The sequence below is a fragment of the Acinetobacter sp. Li1LvA2 genome, assembly GCF_056156705.1.
In genome coordinates this window covers 609,291-624,435 of the sequence record NZ_JBSICF010000001.1, presented here as the reverse complement: position 1 = coordinate 624,435, position 15,145 = coordinate 609,291, and the positions used below count along the sequence as shown (strand labels likewise).

Genomic DNA, 15,145 nt, shown 5'->3' with positions numbered 1-15,145 from the left:
ATTGATGCTATATCCTAAAAATTCATAATATTTTAATTATCAGGAAAGAAACCAGCATCTTCACGTGCTTGCTTTAAAGCTAAGACAAAGCAGGTTAATAAAAGTAAACCTATAAAGAAAAGAAAAAGATCGATCTTACTAATCGCAAAACCTATACTTGTAGCGCCTAGACTTAGTAATAAGATACATAATATTTTCCAAAAAATGAGCATGTTACGTTCTGATAAAAAGTCTAAGGATATTATTTGTAATTGAAGGGGAATTCTAAATTTATTTATGTTTTTTTTATTATAAATTATGTAATTCATTAAAATTTTAATTTTTATGGTTTTAATCTAAATTTATGAAAATAAATGGATTTTTATTTTTTTTAGGCTTAGTGAGTGAATTTTAATTTTTCTTAAAATTAAGTTTTTATTAATTAATAGAATGATAATTCTTTAGAAACACTATAAAATAGTGCTCATGAATTAAATTTATTTTTTTAATTTAGTTAAAACAATATGTTATGTTGGTTATTAGAATATTTGTTAAAAAAAAGACTTGATCTTTAAGCTGTTTTTTGAAATTATAGTCATGCAAATTGTGATCTATTTCCCACAATTTGTATTTCAGGTTAAGTGGTTATCACTAATGCTCATTTGCTATTTTTGCTTATGAGCATTTTTTTATGTGATTTTTTAATAGAACTACAAAGTTCTAAAAATTAGCCTTTTAGTTCCCTTATTAGTATTAAGCTTACTTGATTAGTAGTTTTATAGAGAATATTAATCATATTGAATCGTCACCGTCGCTGTGGCTTTAACCTCACCTGCGGTCACATTGGTAGCGGTCTGATAATAACGAGCAGTTAAAGGAATATCATATTCAACAGTTTGGTTGGAACTCACGCTACCTATATTGAGTTTGGTTGCTTTTTGAATCGGATTATTTGCTCCATTCAGATTCCATAACAGTTCAACACCAACACCGTTAGCTTTTATTGAATTTGCAGCACTGTTGTTAATCACCTGATTATTGGAGGTATCAGAATTATAATCAAAACTTAAGCTGATCGTATTGCTCGTAGCGATACCAGAGTTGTTTTCGCCACCATTACATAAGATCGATAGATTAAAATTCTGTTCCCCTTGGGTTGACCCAATCGCTCTAAAGGCTGATTTCATCACGGTTGGGAGTTGAACTGGCGAATCTACACCACTTTGAATTTCACAAGATGAAGATGCAATAAGAATAGGGGCATTACTTAATACGGTAGTGGTTAAAAATGGGCGATTCTGTTGTCCTGATACGTAATAAGTACTGTAACGGCCTGCGACTAGTGCTCCAGAACCCGTTGTCATGGCAGTTTTAATTACTTCCATAACAAAATATCCAGGGGAAAGTGTATATGTTTGATTAGGGGTTAATGTACGTCTATAAGGATAATATCCTGAAAAATCTGAAGCATCTGCTGCTTCGCGATAAAGACGAATTCCAATACCTGGAATATTGGTTGCATAAACATTATTGCCTATTGGACTAATTGGATAATTTAAGGGGAGAGCTGCAATAATTTGATCACTTGCTCGATTACAAGTGGCGGTAGAATTATTAGGAGATATTGTAAAAGTATTCTTTTGTAAGATCGTTCCTATTGGATCGTTTGGTTTTACTACGATTTTACCTATCGTCATTGGAATATCGACAGTGGTAAATCCTTTACTTAAAGTACAATTTGCATTTGTATGGTTATAAGCAAATAGACTCACCGCTAAAAAACCAATTTTTTTAAAAATATTATTCATTTACAGACTGCCTTTGTCATAATAATTGGTTGGTTGTTATGCTTTATTTGATCCGCTATATCGTATTCAAGTTCGCATTTTTCAGTACTCGTATTTCCCCATTTCACATATAAACGGTCATGGATTAAGGGTGTTCGTAAATAAATGCGACTACCTTGTGCGACAATGCCTATTACTTCGTTATTCTGGTTATATACCTGTGCGGCAAAAGGTAGATGTGAACCATCCAATGTTGTTGTACTAATAAAAAGTGCATAACCTTTTTTTGTTGAGAATTGGACTTTAGTGATTGAGCCTGCATAAGGGGCGATACGTAAGCTACTTTCAGCTAGCTCAACTTGTGTAGACATATTTTGCGGGTCAAGGCTAATGTCATTCATACGGTAGGGTGTAACATACGGAATAACGGCATATCCGTTTTTGTTAATACTTAGCCCAGGTGTATTACCGACTTGTGCTCCAGTAGCATTCGGCGCATAGACCAACACCATGGTTTGGGCTTGATCTGGCCCAAACAAAATTCCTTGAGAATGTGCAACAACATTACCACTCAAGCTAAGCATTTCTTGTTGGTATGAATCTGCATGACTGAATGAAGCACCAAGTGTTGTATAGTTAGTTTTATAGGTACCATTAATATTTAAGTTGGTTTGATCATGGTCCTGATTAGAAATTGATGCGCCGTAGTTTAAGCGATTTCCTGAAAAGCCACTGAAGCTTAAAATCTGACTGTCGTCACCAATAACATTATTAAAAGTTAGAGAATTTTTCTTAAAATCTAAGGGAAAGGATAGGGACGCTAGGTATTGAGTATCTTGGCCAGCCCGCCCATCAGCTTCGGTAATCTCGCTGCTCATTGCAGATAAACTATAAGTTAAATCTTTAAATTGATTGCTATAACCTAATTGGAACTGTTTATTGGTCTTGGGTTGATTCCAATAATTTATCCATGAACCAACTAGGTAGAAATTTCCCCATTGCTTTGGAAGCACCTGATTTAAAGTAATCTGAAATTCACTTTTTTGTTTGCCTACGGAAAGGCTATCAATATTTTGCTTTTGTAAATCTTGAATTAAAATTGCATCACGCAATTTGAGGTAGTTTTCTGTTGAATAGCGATAAGTCGCTAATGTTAAATTAGTATTTGTTGGGGAAAATAACTTACTGTAGCTTAAACGATAGCTTTGTCCTGTCCTTTTAGGTTGATGATCAAACTCAGTTTTTGACTGGGTTGCATCAAAAGAAATCGCTCCAATAGGTGTTGAAAAAGCTGTACCTAGTAAGAGTGAGAGATACTGTTGTGTTGCTTGAACTGCACTGTAAGTTGTGAGGTAATTATTAATTCCTCGTTGATATTTACCTTGTATTAGCCAAGGATTTAGGCCAAGGTTTGAATCTCTAAATTGCCCTAAAGTGAAAGAGTATCGACTCATTTGCGGGCGTAGCATTTCGACGACAGAAGCATAGGGAATAGAGAATTTCTGAATTACGCCATTAGATTCAATTACCGAAACTTCTAGCTCGCCTCCAAATCCTGTTGGGTAAAGATCATTAATTTCAAAGTTTCCGGGCGGTACTGTTGTTTGATAAATTAAGTTGCCTTGTTGCCTAACCTCGACTTTCGCATTGGTTTTTGCATAACCTCTCACTCTGGGAGCATAACCGAGCATACTGTTTGGAAGCATTCGGTCATCACTTGAAATATTTACACCGCGATATGGTAAAGAATCGATAAAATCACTATTAGTAAAATAATCGCCTAAAGTCACAACACCATGAATCTGGGGAAAGGCCTTTTGTACATATGTATTTGTTGATGTATAAGAAGAATTATTGGATTGAGAGCTGGACTGGCTTTGCCATTTCCATTGTCCATTATGGCGAAATTGCCAACTCGCTAAATTTGCTCCGAGATTAGTTCCCATAAAAGCATATGCACTTTCATGTTGTTCGTTAACTATTCGATAAGCAGTCGCGTTATATGTCAAAAAAGCTGCATTAATTCCTCGATCCCAAAGATGTGGATCGATATAGCCCTGTGCATTTTTTTCTAATGTGACTTGGGGGATAGAGATATCAATTCTTAAACGAGAACTATCAAATAAATAAAAAGCATTATCTATCCAATGACCTAGTGCATCACAAGAAAGAGAGGATGTATGAGAATGTTGGCTAAGCACATCAGCTTTTACACCATATTCTAGTAACATGGTTTCTGTAAAACAGGTTTCAGCATTTACGTTAGGAGAGCTGGCATTAAAGCGCATGCGTCGTTTACCCAACCATTGACCATTAATATAGACATCTAAGCTATATTCACCAGCTAAGATGGGGTTTCCATATTTGAAACGACCAATATCAATTTTTTGTGCATTACCTACTAAAAAATTGCTATCAAATTCTGCTTTTGAGAAACCTGAAACATCAACATTATTTTGTGCATATGCTGCCAAAGGTATAAATAACGCAATACTTGAGGCCACATAACAAGTAAAAGGGCTTTTTAAACATATATAAGGTATAAACCATTTAGACATAGTTTTAGAGCCTATTCATGATAGGTATTTAGGTTTTTTTAGTAATACAGTAAGTTTAGAACTTTATTGGATGCTCAACTCTTCCACCGTAATCATTGATATATACAAAGCGCATATCTGATACATTTTTATTTTTAAGTTTTATTTTATCTTCAGAAAAAGGGGCAACCATTAAACCTTGTTGTAACAAGTCTGCTTTATGGCTTTCAGTTCCTTGAAAAATAGAAGTGATAGTGAGGAAAAAGGGAGTCGGGTTCTTTACTACAAGATATTGATCATTTATTTTCCATTGAACTTTTTCACTTAGCTGTTCAATATTTTCTTTTAGATCTATAGGGCGATAAAAGAATTTAATTCTTGAGCGAACAGCGAGCTGTAAAAAATTATTAGAAATTGGGGTACTTTGGTCTTGTTGAGTTTTTCCTTCGAGTTTAGGAGGTATATCTAAAACATTAAGCCAGAAAATGGATTCTTGTTGTTGACTTAATTGAGAAGAATTAGGTAGAGCTGTAATTCTTAAAGTTTGGCCCTTAGTTGCTTCTACTCGTGAAATCGGGGGAGTAATAATGAAAGGCACATTTGCTTCATCGGGAGTTGATTTTGCATTTCCATCATCAATCCAAGCTTGAACAAGAGACGGAGCTGTGCCGTTATTGCTGAGTTGTAGTGTGATCTCACGTGCATTTGAAGGATAAACGACACGAGTTCCATGCAAAACAATTTCAGTATGACCTGTGGTAGTCAGTGCTACCTGTAGGCAAACTAATCCCCAAAAAAACTTACGACTACGAAAAAGCATGAGCCATATTCTCAATAATGAATAATAGATAGGAGATAGCTTCTATTTAGAAATAGAAGCTTCAGTTTTAATTTTATTGATAAATAATTGTGTATTTTACTTGCGATGTTACCGTACCAGCAGTAGAAGCACCTGTAGCATAATATTCAGCATAATAATTAAGGTCAGCATCACCGCCTGCTGAAACATTTACCCATTGCGAGTTGATCTGCGTGCTATTCGTGCTTGTAGCAAGTACAGGAATTACAGCGTTATTACTGCCTAGCAACTGGATATTCACGTTTGTTGCTGCACCTGAGGTTGCTTGGTTTAATAAACGACCAGTATTAAAGTCAACGGTAGCGCCCGGTTCAAAATAAGTGGCTACTTTACCAGCAGAAGCACAGTTCGTTAAATTAATTTGAAATGGAGTACGACCAGCCACATCACCTACATTTTTTAAAGTTTGAGCTGAAACTGTAGGTAAATTAATTGTTAGATTTTTATCTCCAGTATCAATAGTACAAGTATTATCCATAACAAGACCATTAATAGTAATTGTGCCATCTGCAGCTTGTGCATTTGTTATATTTAAGAGAGAAACCGCCGCTATAAAAATAAACTTTTTCATAAAATCCCCAGAATAGTTTTTTAAAAGAAAATCCATTACTTTTCAGCAAGTTTATTCTGCTTAAGTAAGGCGAAGGAAATATATCACTTTTCAACCAAAAAACAAGAAAAACATTATATTTATATATATTTTGATCAGTTTTTTTATAAAGAAATATATTTGAAATATATTTGAAATATATTTTTTATCAATTGGTAAAATACTTTGTGATTCATTTTTAAAATAGAATTAAAAAACTTGTAATATTTAAGTATTTGTATTTTATTAAATTAATCTAACATTAAAATATTTTTGACTAAAAAAAGTGTGTTTTATTTGTTTAAGTATATGTTTTTTAATAATAAAATTATTTTTTAATTTATCTTGTGAATAAATTTATTTTTTAAGAATTTTTTAAGATTCAATTCCTACTGTTTTAGTTGTAATTCAATAAAAGATAATCTGGAGTTCCGTTCCATGAATACTATGAAGTATAGCTATAAACCAAATTACTTTTTCTTTGCTCATAAACTAGTTTTGTTTTTAAAGGATTATCTGATTAAGCACCCAACGGAGCAGCAGACAACGTTTAACCTACAAACGATTTATGACATCTTTAGTCATGATCTTGCTTCAAGTACAACTAATCTTGAGGGTATCTTAAATATTGCAGATGAATACGTCTTTGAAACAGAAGATGGGTTACTTCCATTGATTAGTAAGCACTCTGTTAATCTCAAGAATCATGTACTTTCTTTGGAATTTTCACCGCAAGCTTTAACAAGCTTATTGTCAGGTCGTTCTTTAGTGAATCCTAAAGCAGCTTAGATTTTCTTTTAAGGTAGAGTGAACTCATATAAAATTCATAAAATTTATTTTTAAGAGTTATTTATGAGTAAAGACTTTAAGGCCTTAACTTATATTGCGGATGATCAGATAGCAGATACAGTGACTTGGCTCTTACACCATCAAGATGTTTTTGATTCTTTTAATTTTGATGTATTGAGCCAAGAGCTGTCTGTAACACATGCAGCAGGAAAAGACATTATTCGAGTAGGGACATTTCTTAATGCCACTTACGGAATTTTAGTTACTTCTGTTTAAATTAAAAAGCCCTGAAAATCAGGGCTTTTTAATTTTACTGCACTCAGTTATGCACTCATTGCATTTACTGATAAGTCAGCAACTGTAGGTTTTGGTTTTTCTGCGGTTAAGCCTAGTTTATTAAACAATGCTTGGTCTTTACCTTCACCTGCATTTGGTGTGGTGAGTAATTTATCACCAGAGAATAATGAGTTTGCACCCGCCATAAATGCTAATGCTTGATCTGAATCACTTAATGACTCACGACCAGCAGATAAACGAATATAGCTATGCGGCATAATAATGCGTGCAACGGCAATAGTGCGGATCCACTCAATTACATCAAGCTTTTCAACATCTGCTAAAGGTGTTCCTTCAATTGGAACAAGCATGTTAATTGGTACTGATTCTGGATGAATTGGCAAGGTAGCTAGTTCATGCAATAAACCAACACGGTCATCACGGCTTTCACCTAAACCTACAATACCGCCACTACAAACTTTCATACCAGCTTGGCGAACATAATCTAGGGTATTTAAACGATCATCAAAAGTACGTGTACTAATGATGTGAGAGTAGTACTCACGAGATGTATCTAGGTTGTGATTGTAATAATCTAAACCAGCAACTTGTAGACGTTCTGCTTGAGATTGGTTAAGCATGCCTAAAGTCATGCATGTTTCTAAACCTAACGCTTTTACTTCACGTACCATTTCTAAAACATAAGGCATATCGCGCTCATGTGGGTTACGCCAAGCAGCACCCATACAAAAACGAGACGAACCTGAATCTTTTGCAGCTTTTGCTTCGCTAATCACTTTTTCTACAGCGATACGTTTTTCTGCTTCTAATTTTGATTCGTAATGTGCGGATTGTGAGCAGTATTTGCAATCTTCAGGACACTTACCCGTTTTAATAGATAAAAGGGTACTGACCTGAATCGAATTGGCAGTGAAGTGCTCACGATGTACTTGCTGAGCCTTGAAAACTAAATCCAAAAAAGGTTGTTCATATAAAGCTTGGATTTCTTCACGATTCCAATCATTACGTAGAGTCATTGTCATATCCATGATGATGGCATTAATTCACTACACATAATCATACAGAATTCGTATTAAAGCTATAGGGCAAAAAACATCATTTTTTTAATTTGATAGCTGAAGTTGATTGAGTTGCTGTTCAATTGCCCAATCAATATGCACATTGACGATTTCGTCATGTAAATTTTTGCCTTTGTATAGCTGATCTACAATTTCTTTTGAATAAGGAGCATTTCCTAATCCGATAGCAATATTACGTTTAAATGACTGATAACCCGTCCTACGAATAGGGCTACCTTCTGTATTGGCTAAAAAAGTGGCTTCATCCCACTGCCAGATATCCAGTAGACTAATATTGCCTAATCCATTTCTAGGGTTGAAATCGCTAATGGACGCAGTTTTGGCAAAACTATTCCATGGACAAATTAATTGGCAGTCGTCACAACCAAAAATTCGATTACCAATCCCTGCACGTAATTCTTCAGCAATAATTCCTTTGTATTCGATAGTTAAATAAGCAATACATCGTCTTGCATCTAGCATATAAGGCTCGACAATCGCTTGCGTCGGACAAATATCAATACAAGCGCTACAAGAACCACAATGTGCTGTTGCAGGTTCGTCGAAAGGTAAATCGAGTGACGTAAATAGCTCACCTAATACAAAAAAAGAACCAGACTTTTTGTGAATGAGTAAAGTATGCTTACCTGTCCAACCCATTCCTGCACTTTCAGCTAATGATTTCTCAAAAATAGGAGCCGAATCTGCAAAAGGGCGAGATTCAAAATCACCGACTTTTTCACGAATTCGTGTTGCTAAAGTTTTCAATCTGCCACGCATGACTTTATGGTAATCGCGGCCACGTGCATAACGGGCGATAATCGCAGAATTTGGTTCGAAAGGTACATATCGAGGTTTTGGAGATTCCACAAGATAGTTCATACGAACGCAAATAATACTTTTTGTGCCAGGAACTAATAATGTAGGGTCGGCTCGTTTTTCTAGATTTTCTTCTAAATAGGTCATGTCTGCATGATAACCACGTTCTAGATATTCTAAAAAACGCGGCATTTGCTCTTGAGCATCTGGTTTGGCAATGACACAATCAGCAAAACCTAAGTCTAATGCTTGAGTTTTGATCCATGCTTTTAATTCATGCGGATCAAGTTGTTGCACTGCAATGCGTGATGTGTCGGAAGATGTCATAAACCAAAATGCAAGAGGATAATAATATGCAGGAGGTAGTTTACCATAGCGATGATATTCGAGCATGGGAGCAGCGTTGGTTTGCTGCACAAAACTCCTCATTAGGTTTAATGCAACAAGCAGCTTGGTCAATCGCTCAGCAGTTCATCGAGCTTTTTAAAGATCGTAGCATTAATAATATTGCTGTTTGGTGCGGGCAAGGCAATAACGCAGGTGATGGCTACTTTATAGCAAGTTATCTAAAACAAGCTGGATTTCACGTTGAAATATTTGCAGCTCAATTGGGGGAATCAAACGATTTACATTGTGCAGCGCAATTTGCTATAGAAAAGAAAGTTCAAATTCATTCAGATTTTGATATTAAAAGAACATTCGATTGCCATATTGATGCTCTATTTGGCATAGGCTTAAAACGTGAATTAAATACTAATTGGCAACAAGCTATTCAACAATTTAATGAACAATCTGGTTTAAAAGTTTCGATTGATATACCGAGTGGTTTACATGCAAATACAGGCTGTGCTTTACCTTGTGCAATACGAGCTGATCATACCTTTACTGTTTTAGGGCTTAAAGCTGGATTATTTACAGGTCAAGGTAAAGAATATGTGGGGCAAGTTCATTTAGTTAATTTAATTCCAATAGATGAAGAGCTGAAACCATTAGCTTATTTGACACCGACAAGTATTAAGCTTCCTAAACGTTTGGCTTTTGGCCATAAAGGAAGCTATGGTCATGTCTTAGTGGTTGGTGGACATGAGCAAATGGGTGGCGCTGTCATTATGGCTGCTGAGGCTGCTTTTCATGCAGGTGCAGGTAAGGTGACCGTGATTTGTCATCAAAAGCATCATCAAGCTATTTTGTCACGGGCACCTAATATTATGCTCCGTGATATTAATGCTTTAGATGAAGATGGTATTAGAGAGATTTTATCTCAAGTTGATGCAGTATGTTTTGGAATGGGTCTAGGCCGTGACGATTGGGCAAAGCAAATTTATCAGCAATGGTTTAATTTGTTAAATCAGAGTACACACCTAGAAACTGTTTTAGATGCAGATGCTTTATGGTTTCTTGCCAAGCAGCCTGAAAAATTGGGGGCACACGTTTATGCGACGCCTCATCCGGGAGAAGCTGCTACCTTACTTGGTTCCTCTACAGCACAAATTGAAAATGACCGAATTGCTGCAATTTATGCTTTGCAACATAAATATGCGGGTCAATGGGTACTTAAAGGAGCGGGTAGCTTAATTTTAGAGGATAATTTGTATATTTGTACCGAAGGTAATGCCGGTATGGGAACTGGTGGAATGGGTGATGTATTAGCTGGAATGATTGCAAGTCTAAAAGCTCAGTTCCATAAAGCAATTGCATTACATGAGATTGTTACCCTTCATGCTCAAGCAGGTGATGAACTTGCAAAACAAGGTATGCGTGGTTTACAGGCTTATCAAATGAATGAAACAATTACTCAAGTAGTGAACTAAGTAAGAAAGTTTTAACGTCTACGGCTGCTAGAGCGGCTTCGTCCACGTGCCATACCGCCTAAGGCATTAAGGACAGAAAGTTTACTCATACTTCCCGATGCATGAGCATGACAAATAGCGGCAGCAAGAGCATCGGCTGCATCGGATTGAGGTTTAATCGTCAAGTTAAGTAACCGCATGACCATCATTTGTACTTGTTCTTTATCTGCGGCACCATAACCAACGACAGACTGTTTAATTTGACGGGCAGTATATTCTGCAACTTGTAAATCTAAATTCACTAATGCGGCTATGGCAGCACCACGAGCTTGTCCCAGTTTTAAAGCAGAGTCTGGGTTTTGAGCCATAAAGACCTGCTCAACCGCAGCTTCAGTGGGACCATGAAATTTCACAATTCGCTCGACGCCAGCAAAAATGCGTTTTAAGCGTTCCGGCATTTCTTGAGTTTCAGTTCGGATTGTACCAGCATCAACAAAACGCAGTTTACTACCATCTTTTTCAATGATTCCATAACCTGTTAAGCGTGAACCCGGGTCAATACCAATAATCAATGCCATGTGAAGACTTATATAAATAGTTCAGTAGGTATTGTTACATAGCCAAAACGGTTATGCATGAGTAATTTAAAGAATGCTGTGATGAATGGTTATTTTTCGGTTTTTATTAAACCAATTTATATTTTCTAAAATCATTTGATGTAATTCTATTTTAATGGAATACTTATCTATAATTTTGGAATTAAAGTCTGTCGGCAGATGGAAGATATTAATATACGCATTGCGCAGCAAGTACGTGAACTACGTCTAGCGCGTGGATATACGCTAGATGTTCTTGCTACCCGATGTCAGGTAAGCCGTTCTGCAATTTCACTCATTGAAAGAGGTGAGGCAAGTCCAACAGCGGTTGTCCTTGAAAAGCTTGCAAATGGTTTAGAGGTTCCTTTAACTCAGCTATTCGCTACTTCACAAAATAATCAGTCACCACAACCTATGGTTCGGCGTATTCAACAATCAGAATGGAAAGACCCTGAAACAGGATATATTCGCCGTCAAGTCTCTCCTCCAAATTGGAAGTCTCCATTTCAAATTGTTGAAATTGAATTTCCGCCTCAGTCACGAATTACTTATGAAATTAATGAAACCTCTAATGTTGTACAACAGCAACTTTGGGTGGTTGAAGGGCAAATTGATATTCAATTAGATAATTCTTCTTATGCTTTAAGCAAAGGGGATTGCTTAGCAATGCAACTCAACCAACCTGTTATATACATTAATAATTCAGCTCAAGTCGCTCGCTATATCTTAGTCGTCTCTAGTCAACTCATATCTGCCTTTAAGGAATCTTTATGATCTATTCCCTCAATTCTAATTTTCGTTTAATTGATTGTAATGAAGCAGAACATGCAGCGGCTATATTAGAGATACTGAATGAGGCAATTATTAATTCTACAGCACTGTATGATTATGTACCGCGCTCAATTGACTCAATGAAAACATGGTTTTCAGTTAAAAAAGAAAATGGTTTTCCAGTGATTGGTATTATTGACGAAACAAACAAGTTGTTGGGTTTTGCGAGCTGGGGAACTTTCAGGGCTTTTCCTGCCTATAAATATACTGTTGAACATAGTATTTATATTCATCATGAGCATCGTGGCAGCGGGTTAAGCAAAATTTTAATGCAAGAGTTGATTAGGCGTGCTCAAGAGGCTGAGCTACATGTATTGATTGGTTGTATTGATGCGACCAATCAGGCAAGCATTGGTTTACATGAAAAAATGGGCTTTATCTATGCAGGTACCTTTAAACAGGTCGGGTTTAAGTTTGGACAATGGTTAGATGCCGCTTTTTATCAGTTAAATTTAAATACGCCAAAGCAGCCAGTTGATGGATAAATTATAAAGCTCAATCTCAAGTTTAAGAAAATAGCCCGGTTTATGATGAAATAAAAACAGGGCTATAGAGCCTAAATTATAAAACGCCGAGTTGTTCTAATCCTTTATAAGCAATCTCTTTTCGGATAGAACTAGGGATTCCTTTTTTCATTTCTAAATTGAGCGAGAATGCCACAATTTCTCCTTGCGGTTGAACGACCCAGCCGGTTAACCAGCCGACTTGTGGTTCAACATCCCATCCCCAACCACTTTTAGCATAAATTTTACGTCCATTTTTTTCTTCTATAAACACCATTGATTGGACTTGTTCTTGTACATTTTTACTAAATGGAAGAGTTTTATTAGCTAATTTATAAGCAAATTGGGTTTCTTGCTCAGGTGTAATTTTAAGTGGACCGACAAGCCAAAAATTATCTACTTTTGAACCAATATCAGCATTACCGAAACCAATACGTTTTACCTCTTTAGTCATAAGATCAAGTCCAATACGACGAGCTAGTTCTTGATAAACTGGAATAGCAGAAGCTTTCATAGCATCGCCTAGAGTCATGTCCTTTTCCCAATCAGGAAATAAACGCTTTTGCCCATCCCATTTAAATATTTCAGTTGTCGTTGCTTTATGATGTTCAAGTCCAATTAAAGCATTTAGCATTTTAAAGGTAGAGGCGGGAACATATTCGGTTGATGCTCTTTTAAGATCATTGCCATAAATTTCTTCGGTTTGCCCACGCTTAACCACTAAAACTCCTGTGGTCTGTGCCTGATCAAACAGAGATTTAATTTCTTCTGAATTTTTATTGGCGGAAATAGAATGTATTTGATGTTGTTTTACCGTGTTAGAAGAGCAGGCAGATAAAAATAGAGTAGCTGTTGCAACGACAAGGACTTTTTTATACATAGCTTTGACTGAGTTTAATTTGTGAAGTGTTATTAATTAATTTAACTTGGATAGAACTGACTTTAGATAGGTAAAATGTAAGCTATTTAGGGAAATCTACATGTTAGTGGAACTTTTAAAGTTTTCTAAAGATAAAGCGGAAATAAAGGAACAGTCTGAACTTTGTTAAGTAAATAAGACCTTTTTTGACTAAATATGTTCTTTTTAGAAGAGTTTTTCGCTCAAATAGAGTAAAAAATTTAAAATCTGATTGAAGTGGCACTTGATAAACCTGATACAGCACTCATTAATAAGAAAGCATGTTTGTTTTTATCGAGTTAAAATCAAATGTACTCCAGTATTGCAGACTCTTTCCCATGCGATAGTTCTTGTTAATTTTTTAGAAAATAGACAGAACAATCAGAGTTAAGAGAAATGCTTAATCCTTATGTGAAACTTAAATAGGGTTAGGTCAAATAGAACTGCAATGAATTTTCTTTTTGAGATAGATAAAGTTTTACATGAATTTACTTCTTATTGTAGTTCTGGGCGCGATTGTTGAAATTGCCGTATGGATTGGCGTAGCACAGTTCATCAGTGGATGGTACGTGTTCTTTTGGTTCATTATTGCTTTCTTTATTGGTTTGGGGCTTATTCGCAGAAGTACTGCTGGTATTATGCCTCAATTACAGCAAATGCAGATGACAGGCCAGCTAGGTAGTGACCCAACTGTAACTAAAAAACTTGCTTACGCTTTTGCAGGTTTCTTATTAATGTTGCCAGGCCTTGTATCTGATGTTTTGGCTGTTTTAATTTTGATTCCTGGTGTTCAAACTGCATTTCGTAACATAGCGATGAGAACTCTTGCAAAACGCCAACAAGCCATGATGAATAAAATGATGGGTGGTATGGGCGGTAATGCTTCAGGACAAAATCCATTTGCTGATTTAATGCGTCAAATGCAAGATATGCAGAATCAGCAAGGTGGTGGTCAAGGCCAATACCATGACTCAAACATTATTGATGGCGAAGCGCGAGATGTTACTCCAAACCACAAAAAAATTGAGCATAAAAATAAAGATTAATAAGTAATTATGTTATGAAAAAGCTTAAACCCATGAGGTTTAAGCTTTTTTTATTTTTAAAATTATTATTGATTCTGAGAAACCGAAGTAGATGAATCACTATCGTCTATTTCTAATTCAGTATCTTCTTGTGGTTTCGACTGTGGTTGATATTTATTTGAAGGTAGAGCGGTTTGCTTGTTTTCAGATTGTTGATAACCTCGACTTCGGTTTGCTCTTTCGCGAAAGCCACCTTTACTAATCAGCTGTGTATGAGACATGCATTTGCCTAAAATGTGAGATTATTCGCTTATTTTAGCAAATTTGGCAAAATATCAAAATAAGAAAAATATTGCCAAAAAAATAATATTTAACTTATCTTTTTGTATTTTAATAATATTTTTTAATTGACTCAATTGTTCATTCAGATTGAATTATCTTTTCATTTCACATAGGATAAATATAAAGGATGTATAAATTAAAAATGCAGCAAACCTATTAAAAAAACAACGGTTGAAATGAGGGAAGGAGGGTTACCTATGCTATATCAATACCATTGTGCGTGTTGCGACAAAGTTGTGGCATCAACTGATAAATCATGTCCATATTGTGGTTCGCAACATATTCGAAGCCCGTATGGGTTGTGGATGTTTTGTGTGATGGCTTGTCTAGCGGTTGTCGTTGTATTTAAAGTTGTCCATATTTATGTCCAGAATCATCAAGATACTCCGACGCAGTCAACATTACTTGATGTATTAAATCAGGATGATAAAACCACAAGACAATAA

Annotated in this window: 17 protein-coding genes; 7 read left to right on the top strand and 10 right to left on the bottom strand. The window is 35.7% G+C overall.

The window, feature by feature from the left end; translation table 11 throughout:
* Positions 1-32 precede the first annotated feature (32 nt).
* The 5 genes from ACS604_RS02870 to ACS604_RS02850 form a co-directional block, all read right to left on the bottom strand.
* A complete protein-coding gene (locus tag ACS604_RS02870) occupies positions 33-212 on the bottom strand; it encodes a hypothetical protein (protein WP_151962660.1) in 180 nt (59 codons plus the stop codon).
* A 555-nt stretch (positions 213-767) separates the two neighbouring features.
* Positions 768-1,787 (bottom strand): fimbrial protein, encoded by a 1,020-nt coding sequence (locus tag ACS604_RS02865; RefSeq protein ID WP_151962661.1) that lies wholly within the window; start codon positions 1,785-1,787, stop codon positions 768-770.
* Entirely contained in the window at positions 1,784-4,324 is a 2,541-nt protein-coding gene (locus ACS604_RS02860; protein WP_474769917.1) for a fimbria/pilus outer membrane usher protein, read from the bottom strand. The genes ACS604_RS02865 and ACS604_RS02860 overlap by 4 nt, the downstream gene beginning before the upstream one ends.
* A gap of 55 nt (positions 4,325-4,379) precedes the next feature.
* Complete coding sequence (locus ACS604_RS02855) at positions 4,380-5,123, bottom strand: fimbrial biogenesis chaperone (protein ID WP_474769915.1); 744 nt, start codon at positions 5,121-5,123, stop codon at positions 4,380-4,382.
* A 73-nt stretch (positions 5,124-5,196) separates the two neighbouring features.
* The gene (locus tag ACS604_RS02850) at positions 5,197-5,733 is read right to left on the bottom strand and encodes a fimbrial protein (RefSeq protein WP_474769913.1); all 537 of its coding nucleotides are present in this window, start codon (positions 5,731-5,733) and stop codon (positions 5,197-5,199) included.
* A gap of 456 nt (positions 5,734-6,189) precedes the next feature.
* Between ACS604_RS02850 and ACS604_RS02845 the strand changes: the two genes are divergently transcribed.
* Both ACS604_RS02845 and ACS604_RS02840 read left to right on the top strand, forming a co-directional pair.
* Entirely contained in the window at positions 6,190-6,540 is a 351-nt protein-coding gene (locus ACS604_RS02845; RefSeq protein WP_151962664.1) for a hypothetical protein, read from the top strand.
* 63 nt (positions 6,541-6,603) lie between these two features.
* Complete coding sequence (locus tag ACS604_RS02840; protein WP_151962665.1) at positions 6,604-6,816, top strand: hypothetical protein; 213 nt, start codon at positions 6,604-6,606, stop codon at positions 6,814-6,816.
* Positions 6,817-6,863: 47 nt separating this feature from the next.
* Here the strand turns inward: ACS604_RS02840 and bioB are convergent, their stop codons facing one another.
* Positions 6,864-7,853: a biotin synthase BioB gene (bioB, locus tag ACS604_RS02835; RefSeq protein ID WP_004792815.1), complete on the bottom strand. Its 990-nt coding sequence runs from the start codon at positions 7,851-7,853 to the stop codon at positions 6,864-6,866.
* 87 nt (positions 7,854-7,940) lie between these two features.
* The gene (queG, locus tag ACS604_RS02830; RefSeq protein WP_474770365.1) at positions 7,941-9,041 is read right to left on the bottom strand and encodes a tRNA epoxyqueuosine(34) reductase QueG; all 1,101 of its coding nucleotides are present in this window, start codon (positions 9,039-9,041) and stop codon (positions 7,941-7,943) included.
* 26 nt (positions 9,042-9,067) lie between these two features.
* On the opposite strand from queG, the gene ACS604_RS02825 reads away from it, so the two are divergent.
* The gene (locus ACS604_RS02825) at positions 9,068-10,525 is read left to right on the top strand and encodes an NAD(P)H-hydrate dehydratase (RefSeq protein WP_474769911.1); all 1,458 of its coding nucleotides are present in this window, start codon (positions 9,068-9,070) and stop codon (positions 10,523-10,525) included.
* An 11-nt stretch (positions 10,526-10,536) separates the two neighbouring features.
* On the opposite strand, the gene ruvC is transcribed toward ACS604_RS02825, so the two are convergent.
* Positions 10,537-11,082, bottom strand: a complete 546-nt coding sequence (gene ruvC / locus ACS604_RS02820) for a crossover junction endodeoxyribonuclease RuvC (RefSeq protein ID WP_002121356.1) — start codon at positions 11,080-11,082, stop codon at positions 10,537-10,539.
* A gap of 198 nt (positions 11,083-11,280) precedes the next feature.
* Between ruvC and ACS604_RS02815 the strand changes: the two genes are divergently transcribed.
* Together ACS604_RS02815 and ACS604_RS02810 are read left to right on the top strand one after the other, a co-directional pair.
* A complete protein-coding gene (locus ACS604_RS02815; RefSeq protein ID WP_312822447.1) occupies positions 11,281-11,874 on the top strand; it encodes a helix-turn-helix domain-containing protein in 594 nt (197 codons plus the stop codon).
* A complete protein-coding gene (locus ACS604_RS02810; protein WP_312822445.1) occupies positions 11,871-12,416 on the top strand; it encodes a GNAT family N-acetyltransferase in 546 nt (181 codons plus the stop codon). The genes ACS604_RS02815 and ACS604_RS02810 overlap by 4 nt, the downstream gene beginning before the upstream one ends.
* A gap of 76 nt (positions 12,417-12,492) precedes the next feature.
* On the opposite strand, the gene blaOXA is transcribed toward ACS604_RS02810, so the two are convergent.
* Entirely contained in the window at positions 12,493-13,314 is an 822-nt protein-coding gene (gene blaOXA / locus ACS604_RS02805) for an OXA-213 family carbapenem-hydrolyzing class D beta-lactamase (protein WP_174728231.1), read from the bottom strand.
* Between the two features lie 500 nt (positions 13,315-13,814).
* Between blaOXA and ACS604_RS02800 the strand changes: the two genes are divergently transcribed.
* Positions 13,815-14,378 carry an FxsA family protein gene (locus tag ACS604_RS02800; protein ID WP_049836499.1) on the top strand — a complete coding sequence of 188 codons (564 nt, stop codon included), beginning with the start codon at positions 13,815-13,817 and terminating at the stop codon, positions 14,376-14,378.
* Between the two features lie 65 nt (positions 14,379-14,443).
* Here ACS604_RS02800 and ACS604_RS02795 read toward each other — a convergent pair whose 3' ends face one another.
* Positions 14,444-14,638: a hypothetical protein gene (locus tag ACS604_RS02795; RefSeq protein ID WP_151962669.1), complete on the bottom strand. Its 195-nt coding sequence runs from the start codon at positions 14,636-14,638 to the stop codon at positions 14,444-14,446.
* 258 nt (positions 14,639-14,896) lie between these two features.
* Between ACS604_RS02795 and ACS604_RS02790 the strand changes: the two genes are divergently transcribed.
* Positions 14,897-15,145 carry a hypothetical protein gene (locus ACS604_RS02790; RefSeq protein WP_005304620.1) on the top strand — a complete coding sequence of 83 codons (249 nt, stop codon included), beginning with the start codon at positions 14,897-14,899 and terminating at the stop codon, positions 15,143-15,145.

Bases quoted from the DNA above. Each gene is read 5' to 3' on its own strand.
- ACS604_RS02845 (WP_151962664.1), top strand. From the start codon at position 6,190: ATGAATACTATGAAGTATAGCTATAAACCAAATTACTTTTTCTTTGCT.
- ACS604_RS02855 (WP_474769915.1), bottom strand. From the start codon at position 5,123: ATGCTTTTTCGTAGTCGTAAGTTTTTTTGGGGATTAGTTTGCCTACAG.
- queG (WP_474770365.1), bottom strand. From the start codon at position 9,041: ATGACATCTTCCGACACATCACGCATTGCAGTGCAACAACTTGATCCG.
- blaOXA (WP_174728231.1), bottom strand. From the start codon at position 13,314: ATGTATAAAAAAGTCCTTGTCGTTGCAACAGCTACTCTATTTTTATCT.
- ACS604_RS02840 (WP_151962665.1), top strand. From the start codon at position 6,604: ATGAGTAAAGACTTTAAGGCCTTAACTTATATTGCGGATGATCAGATA.
- ACS604_RS02795 (WP_151962669.1), bottom strand. From the start codon at position 14,638: ATGTCTCATACACAGCTGATTAGTAAAGGTGGCTTTCGCGAAAGAGCA.
- ACS604_RS02800 (WP_049836499.1), top strand. From the start codon at position 13,815: ATGAATTTACTTCTTATTGTAGTTCTGGGCGCGATTGTTGAAATTGCC.
- ACS604_RS02815 (WP_312822447.1), top strand. From the start codon at position 11,281: ATGGAAGATATTAATATACGCATTGCGCAGCAAGTACGTGAACTACGT.
- ACS604_RS02870 (WP_151962660.1), bottom strand. From the start codon at position 212: ATGCTCATTTTTTGGAAAATATTATGTATCTTATTACTAAGTCTAGGC.
- bioB (WP_004792815.1), bottom strand. From the start codon at position 7,853: ATGACTCTACGTAATGATTGGAATCGTGAAGAAATCCAAGCTTTATAT.
- ACS604_RS02865 (WP_151962661.1), bottom strand. From the start codon at position 1,787: ATGAATAATATTTTTAAAAAAATTGGTTTTTTAGCGGTGAGTCTATTT.
- ACS604_RS02790 (WP_005304620.1), top strand. From the start codon at position 14,897: ATGCTATATCAATACCATTGTGCGTGTTGCGACAAAGTTGTGGCATCA.
- ACS604_RS02825 (WP_474769911.1), top strand. From the start codon at position 9,068: ATGCAGGAGGTAGTTTACCATAGCGATGATATTCGAGCATGGGAGCAG.
- ACS604_RS02850 (WP_474769913.1), bottom strand. From the start codon at position 5,733: ATGAAAAAGTTTATTTTTATAGCGGCGGTTTCTCTCTTAAATATAACA.
- ACS604_RS02810 (WP_312822445.1), top strand. From the start codon at position 11,871: ATGATCTATTCCCTCAATTCTAATTTTCGTTTAATTGATTGTAATGAA.
- ACS604_RS02860 (WP_474769917.1), bottom strand. From the start codon at position 4,324: ATGTCTAAATGGTTTATACCTTATATATGTTTAAAAAGCCCTTTTACT.
- ruvC (WP_002121356.1), bottom strand. From the start codon at position 11,082: ATGGCATTGATTATTGGTATTGACCCGGGTTCACGCTTAACAGGTTAT.